The 7,033-nt window shown below is 45.4% G+C and carries 9 protein-coding genes; 6 read left to right on the top strand and 3 right to left on the bottom strand.

Annotation, left to right across the window (positions count from 1 at the left end; translation table 11 throughout):
- The first annotated feature begins 113 nt into the window (after positions 1-113).
- From RN22_RS13880 to ompV, 3 genes are all read left to right on the top strand, one after another.
- On the top strand, positions 114-839 hold the full coding sequence (locus tag RN22_RS13880) for a response regulator (protein ID WP_046305179.1): 726 nt from the start codon (positions 114-116) through the stop codon (positions 837-839).
- A 16-nt stretch (positions 840-855) separates the two neighbouring features.
- Positions 856-2,151 (top strand): ATP-binding protein, encoded by a 1,296-nt coding sequence (locus tag RN22_RS13875; protein WP_046305177.1) that lies wholly within the window; start codon positions 856-858, stop codon positions 2,149-2,151.
- A gap of 92 nt (positions 2,152-2,243) precedes the next feature.
- The gene (ompV, locus tag RN22_RS13870; RefSeq protein WP_046305175.1) at positions 2,244-3,020 is read left to right on the top strand and encodes an outer membrane protein OmpV; all 777 of its coding nucleotides are present in this window, start codon (positions 2,244-2,246) and stop codon (positions 3,018-3,020) included.
- 64 nt (positions 3,021-3,084) lie between these two features.
- Here the strand turns inward: ompV and RN22_RS13865 are convergent, their stop codons facing one another.
- Positions 3,085-3,435, bottom strand: a complete 351-nt coding sequence (locus RN22_RS13865) for a GFA family protein (protein WP_002538855.1) — start codon at positions 3,433-3,435, stop codon at positions 3,085-3,087.
- A 171-nt stretch (positions 3,436-3,606) separates the two neighbouring features.
- Between RN22_RS13865 and RN22_RS13860 the strand changes: the two genes are divergently transcribed.
- A complete protein-coding gene (locus tag RN22_RS13860) occupies positions 3,607-3,873 on the top strand; it encodes a hypothetical protein (RefSeq protein WP_046305173.1) in 267 nt (88 codons plus the stop codon).
- On the opposite strand, the gene RN22_RS13855 is transcribed toward RN22_RS13860, so the two are convergent.
- Positions 3,870-4,223 carry a DUF5329 family protein gene (locus RN22_RS13855; RefSeq protein ID WP_156168208.1) on the bottom strand — a complete coding sequence of 118 codons (354 nt, stop codon included), beginning with the start codon at positions 4,221-4,223 and terminating at the stop codon, positions 3,870-3,872. The two genes, RN22_RS13860 and RN22_RS13855, sit on opposite strands and share 4 nt — an antisense overlap.
- Positions 4,220-5,233 (bottom strand): MBL fold metallo-hydrolase, encoded by a 1,014-nt coding sequence (locus RN22_RS13850; RefSeq protein ID WP_046305168.1) that lies wholly within the window; start codon positions 5,231-5,233, stop codon positions 4,220-4,222. The genes RN22_RS13855 and RN22_RS13850 overlap by 4 nt, the downstream gene beginning before the upstream one ends.
- Before the next feature lie 180 nt (positions 5,234-5,413).
- On the opposite strand from RN22_RS13850, the gene RN22_RS13845 reads away from it, so the two are divergent.
- Positions 5,414-6,025 carry a TetR/AcrR family transcriptional regulator gene (locus RN22_RS13845; protein WP_046305167.1) on the top strand — a complete coding sequence of 204 codons (612 nt, stop codon included), beginning with the start codon at positions 5,414-5,416 and terminating at the stop codon, positions 6,023-6,025.
- A gap of 321 nt (positions 6,026-6,346) precedes the next feature.
- Positions 6,347-6,970, top strand: a complete 624-nt coding sequence (locus RN22_RS13840) for a heme-binding beta-barrel domain-containing protein (RefSeq protein ID WP_046305165.1) — start codon at positions 6,347-6,349, stop codon at positions 6,968-6,970.
- Positions 6,971-7,033 lie beyond the last annotated feature (63 nt).

The following is a 7,033-nucleotide window of genomic DNA, read 5'->3' as shown; positions in this document are numbered from 1 at the left end:
GTAGAATAACTACTTATCGAAATTTTCCGCCTTGTTCTCGAGCATTTTTCCTGCGCTATTTCTGATCAGCTACCTACTGTGATTGGTATTACATTTAGGTACGAGGATTTTCAATGTCACCCAAACCTCTTCTGTTTATTGTTGAAGATGACACCAAGCTTCGACAACTTCTTTCTTCCTACTTCCGCGAGCAAGATTTTGACGTAAAGGAGTTTGATCACGGAGAAAGTGCCATTGGTGCGATCATTTCAGAACAGCCCAACATCGTTATGCTCGACCTGATGCTGCCGGATATCGATGGTCTGACAATTTGCCGACAGATTCGCCCCAAGTTCTCCGGTAAGGTGTTAATGCTGACGGCAAGTGATGACGACTTTGACCATGTCGCCGCACTGGAAATTGGGGCCGATGACTTTGTCACCAAGCCAATTAAACCCCGCGTTCTGCTCGCTAGACTGCGAGCGTTACTGCGCAGGGACGGCTCAAGTAATGAAATGCTGGAAACGGTAAAGCCTGAATCTATCAGCGTATTAACGTTTGGAAATTTGTCTCTCAACAACGCAAGAAAATGGTGTGAATGGTCTGGTGAACACATTGCTCTATCAGACAGCGAATTTGACCTTTTGTGGCTGCTCGCCGCTTCTGCAGACGAAGTTTTGTCGAGAGAAACACTGACTCTCGCTGTCCGTGGCATTGAATATGATGGTCTGGATCGTACTGTCGATAACAAGGTCGTCAGTCTTCGAAAAAAACTCGGAGATAACCCCTCATCACCCCATCGGATACTGACAGTGAGAGGGAAAGGCTATCTCTTTGTGCCGGACGCATGGAAGGAATAACAAGACCAGGTTAACTATGTGGCGTATCTATATCGAATCCTTTATCGGACTGTTTGTTCTTTTTATTGTCAGCCTTTTCGCGTTTGACTTGTTCGTCTATCAGCTCAATACAGATTACGACTATGTCCTTGAGGACATGCAAGCAGCAGCAGTACAAGATTTAATGGCGACTTTGTCAGAGCATCAAGATGATGAAGCGCTCAGGCAATTGGTTGCTGACTACGCGCAATCCACGGCGAACAATCTAAACCTCGTGCCAATGAATGATGCCCCCGAAGAAGTAAAGCGTTACTTTTCAGCAAGTGATATGCCCCATTCCTATTCCTTTCACGATGAAGACCGGGGACTTTGGCTGACACTGCCGGATTCAACGAACTACTACCATTTTGAGCCAAATACTGATGACGTAGTCAGACAGAATATCGAGTTCAGCGACTCACTCTTTTTCGTCTTTATCGGTGGCGGGTTCGTGATTTATTCCAGTTGGCTAATTTGGTTTCTCAGCAGGCGGGTTCGGGTTTTACAACGGGTGACTGCAGACTTTGCCAAAGGCGACCTAAACGCCCGAGCACCAACCAACAGTGGGAGTAAAGTCGGCCAGTTGAATGAAAGCTTCAATGATATGGCAGACAAGATTTCTCAGTTGATCACCAGTAACCGCTCATTGACTCAGGCTGTTGCTCATGACCTTCGCACGCCTATTTTCCGCATTCAGTGGCAAGCAGAGATCATCAAAGAAGAAGTCACGTCTCCCGACCTAAAGGATAAAGTCGCCAGCATAATTGAAGACACAGAAGAGATGGAGCAACTCGTGAATGAACTGCTCTACTTTGCCAAAATTGGTCGCCAGGACAGGTCACTGACGAAAGAAGTCTTCCCTGCCGAACCCTTTATCCAGCATTTGGTTGAGCGACTTCCTAACAGTCAAAACTGTGAAATAGAAGTGATTATTGAGCCTAATATCTCACTTCTGGCTGATAAACCCTTGTTGAAACGCGCTATAGAAAACATATTAACGAATGCAGTGCGGTATGCGGAATCAACCGTCACAGTCATTTGCCAGCAAAACGGAAACACTACCCAGATCATTGTTGAAGACGATGGCCCCGGGATCCCTAACGAATATCGCGAATCCGTTTTTGAGCCGTTTTTCAGTGTCGACCCTTCGCGGAACAAAGCCAATATGGGCCATGGATTGGGTCTTGCTATCGTTAAACTTATCGTTGAAAAACACGACGGGCATGCCGTTTTTGAAGAAAGCGCAAAAGGAGGAGCCAAACTCATTGTGACCATTCCAAACCAAAGACCCTGACAATCGCTGACAAACCCATGACAAATTGATTCTATTGTCAGTTAGCCGAGTTTTGTACGGTGTTCATTAAGCGCACAAACAAGGACAGAATCATGAATAAATCTGCATTACTCTTTTCCATTCTCGCCGCTGCACCTGCGGTACAGGCAGCGAATCAAACTTATATTCTCAACGGTAATATCTATACCAAGCAAAGCACCTGGATTGCTGAGGCGGGCGCTGCTGCCACCAGCGATCTCTACAAAGAGCAAGATCACTCTGTCGTTCCACTCCTTAACTTTGGCTACCACGGTGAAGACTTCAACATCGACTTCAATGGTGCAAACTACCGTTTTTATGGAACCGACGGCGATCTGGTCAATCTTGGTGTTCATCTCACCAGCGCGGGGATCGGTTATGATGACGATACCTCGGATTTCCTGAAAGGTATGGATGACAGGGACATCAGTGTCGACCTCGGATTGAATGCTGACTTCCAAGTTGGTACCGGCGTGATTTCCACCTACTTCCAACATGATATATCTGGCACTTACAAAGGCTATCTGGCGGGCGTGAGGTACTTCGACATCTTTCCCATTGGCGATGCGGATTTGGTTTCCTTCGCAGGGGTGATGTTCCAGAGCAAAGACTTTGTGGACTACTACTTCGGCGTGCAGCCAAAAGAAGCCCGTGCCAACCGACCAGAGTACACGGGCAGCAGCTCAGTCGCTTATGAAGTAGGTTATAAGCTAATTTATCCTATCAGCGAGAACTGGAACCTGACCCAATCTACCCAATACACAGAATTAGGCAGCGACGTTGCTGACTCCCCTATCGTTGACAGCAAACACCAATGGCTGGTTGGTGCGACAGTCGCCTATCACTTCTGATCAAAAAAGCCTGACGACATAACATCGTCAGGCTTTTCTTCATTGTTTTGTTTAACGGTAAGTTCTAAACCGAAGCACCATCAAACACATCAAACGGCAACTTGGTTGTATCGATACCATCAAGGCAGCCGAGATTAACCCGGTAGTGTCCTGGTTTTCTAAGAGTTTGGTGGAAAGGATAAATCCCACAACGGTTACAGAAGTGATGTTTCGCCGTACCACTACCGAACGAATACGTCGCCAGCACACCTTCTGCTGCTGTGATATTCATGGCTTCCGGTGGCACGGTAAATGCGCTCATCAATGCCCCTTTCTTCTGGCAGATCGAACAGTTACAACGCAACCCTGATTTAATTTCATGCTCTTCGAATTCAAACGTCACTGACCCACAGTGACAACTTCCCGTGTATTTCATGCCTTTCTCCCAGCTGTACTTATGATTATTTTTTAAGCTTTACCAGATTAACACGCCAAGCTGGTTGTTTTTCAATCAAGGATTGTTAAGTGGTCTGAAAAACTAGGCGAAGCGAAGTGCTATTCTGTGGGCATAACATTTAGGAAGGGAAGATGAACAGAGGAGGGGAAGATGAACAGAAGAGTGGTCATTAACGGAAAACAAATCTCCAACCCGGTTGCCATCTTGGCGCTCCAAGCTGGCGCATTAATCGTTGCCGCATTGGTCATTGCCTTTGTTTTCTTTGTGATTCTTCCGTTAGTCGGCCTTTTTATCGGCTCTATTTTTATTGCTGTGATTACCTTCTTGGTGGTCATTGCTGTCGCAGTGATTATCGGGATATTCAGCAGTGTGATTTCTGCTTATCTTTCTGAGCTTTTCGGTGGCAATAGACGTTAATTTAACTTTTCTTTTTCCGCTAACCGCTCGGTTAGCCATTGTTGACTGGTTTGGGTTTCTTCGCCACATTTAACCTGATACGCGCGGCCAGTAAACCAGCTTTTAGATGCCACTTCGTTAATAAACATCTCGGTCGAAGCGACCCTGTCTTCGGCATATTCCCACTTATTCTGAAGATGTTCGGCCGCCTGCAGATTGTCGTATTCCGTGCCATTTCTTACAAAAGTGCAATCGGAGCTTTTCATCTGCGCGATGAGGTATTCCACATCGTTTTTTACCGAGGCAGAAGCAGCCGTGCTGATAATGGCAGCGGCACCCAATGCCGCCGCAAATCCCAATTTCTTCATCATTCCTGATTCCACCATTCAACCACTGGCAACGTCTCACCGATAGCCAAACGTTGACCAATCTCTGGGCTAACCATGGTCACGCCACGCTCATTGCTGATTTCCAATGCCTTTTTCATCGGCTCTTTCCAGTCATGCATCGCCAGATCGAATGTACTGTTGTGGATGGGCAACATCACGCTACCTTTGAGGTCAATGTGTGCCTGCACGCTTTGCTCCGGGAACATATGAATGTTCGCCCAAAGAGAGTTATAGGCACCAGTTTCAATCATGGTAAGGTTGAATGGGCCATATTTCTCACCAATTTCCTTAAAACCATCGAAGTAGCCTGAGTCGCCGCTAAAATACACCCGTTTTTCAGGGGAGAGCATTACCCAACTTCCCCAAAGTGTAGAATCGCGATCGGTTAGGCCTCGGCCTGAGAAGTGTTGCGTTGGTGTCAGGGTAAAATCAATACCATTGACCACCCGCGACTCCCACCATTTCAACTCTACGACTTTCTCTGTTGGCACACCCCAATCCTTTAGGATTGCACCAATCTTCAATGGCACTAAAAACAGGCCTGTTTTGTCTGATAACGCTTTCACAGACATTTTGTCCAAGTGGTCGTAATGATCATGACTGATCACAACTACATCGATCTCAGGCAAATCTTCTATTGAAATCGGCGCAGGATGGAAGCGCTTAGGACCCATAAATTGCACTGGTGAAGCGCGGTCACTGAATACCGGATCAGTAATCACGAGGCTACCATTCAGTTTCATCAACATACTCGAGTGGCCGAGACGATAAACCACATCTTCACGCTCATCGATTAGCTGCTCGGTTGTAATGGTATGCATTGGAAAATCAAACGTCGGTTTGGGCGTTCTCTCCTCTGCTTTAATGAAAGCCATAAGGATTTCAAAAGGGTTGCTTTGCCTTTCGAACGCCGGATCGCTATTTACAAATTTGTCTGGATAATCCGCTTCTGGCCCATCAGTACTGGAACAAGACAGCATTGTTGAACTCATCGCAATCACTCCTAGTGTCGTCAGTAAGGTGTGTTTAAAAAGGGTTCTGTCCATAGCGACCACGTGTTGATTGATTAAAGTCAATGTAAACTACTCGGTGTAGTTTACAAAAGAACAGTGAAAAGTAAACCGCTTAGTGTAATATAGTCACCGTTACTTTTTGAGTTGGCGTCTAACCCAATGACAGTGAAGATAAAAACCAGAAGCGAAATAAAACGTGAAGCCATTTTGGAAGCCGCACGTCAGGCTTTTCAGGAGTTTGGCGTGCAAAATACCAGCATGGATAAGCTTGCTGCGCTCGCCAATGTCTCCAAGCGAACCGTCTATAATCATTTCCCGTCTAAAGAAGCACTGGTCATGGAACTCCTCTCAGTGCTTTGGAAAAGCTCCATCACGCCAGAGTGCCTTGAAGAACTGTCGAAACTGCCACTGTCTGAACAGCTTTCTACTCTGCTCTATCAAGAGATCGCTGTCATTGCCCAACCTGATTACCTCGACATGGCAAAGGTGGCTTTTGGCCACTTCCTGTTCCAGCCGGAAGCGTTGCAGGAACAAATCAAGAGTATGTCGAAGGAAGATACCGCCTTACATGCTTGGCTGGTCGAACAAGATAAAATCGGCACATTGAGAATGGAAAATGTGGAGCTTGCGCGAACTCAGTTACACAACCTGATCAAAGGATCTGCATTCTGGCCGCAGTTGATTGGAGCTTGTCAGCCGCTCAATGATAGCGAAGGCAAAGCTCTGGCAGAAAACACAGCTGCAATATTCCTTAGTCACTACAAGAATTAAACTCACTATCAATTTAATAAAAAAGCGCTGCTAATCAGCGCTTTTTTATTGACCACTTAAAATATATACATTGCAACTATCAAAGATAAATATATATAATTTCAATTACCACGCATGCCAACATCACCAGGGAAATTAGTGATAATACAATCATTATCGCGATATTAATATATCATTACACTAAAACAATATTTCTCACCTAATTTACCTTTTCATACATTCAAGCTCTCAGTTTCTGATTAAAAATGATCCAGCTCAAAAATAGTTTGCGATACATACCTATATTCCTTTTCCAAAGCCAACTTAGAAAAGGAAGTAATGATGAAAAAATTGAGCACGCTAATTCTTGCCTCTGCTTTCGCAATGCCAGCATTTGCCGATCATAATGTTATCGATGGTATGGACTTTGGCCCTATAGCCTCTCTTGTGGGTACTTGGAAAAGTGTTGAAACAGGCGGCGTTGATGTCGCACCGGCTCAGGAAGGCACCGAGCAAGGTAAAGGCGCTCCTGCTGTTACGCCATTCTACGAAACCATCACTTTTGAAGTGGCAGCCGACGCAGTTAACGCGAGCGATCAAAGTCTAGTTGCTCTTTACTATAAGCAGGAAGTTTTCCGTAAATCAGATGACTCTAAGTTCCACGACCAACGTGGCTACTTTATTTACGATCAGGAAAATCAAATCGTCTACAACTCATTCTGCGTTCCCCGTACCACTTGCGTTACAGCAGAAGGCACAGCCGGTAAAACGATGACTTTAAAAGCATCAAACCGCGGTATCGCAGAGTCAAACTATATGACGCAAAACGCTACCACAACTGACTTTACGATGACGATTAATATCGAAGACGATAAATTGACATATTCTCAAAATACCGCTCTGAATATTTATGGCAGTGATTTCTCGCATACTGATAGCAGCACTTTATATAAAGTAGCTGAATAAATAATAAAGCCAGCACTAATGTGCTGGCTTTTGCATTTGGCGGGTTTGGTTCATGGTTCTCGA

It is taken from the genome of Grimontia sp. AD028 (assembly GCF_000973155.1).
Lineage (GTDB): Bacteria > Pseudomonadota > Gammaproteobacteria > Enterobacterales > Vibrionaceae > Enterovibrio > Enterovibrio indicus.
This window is presented reverse-complemented; position numbering and strand designations above follow the sequence as displayed.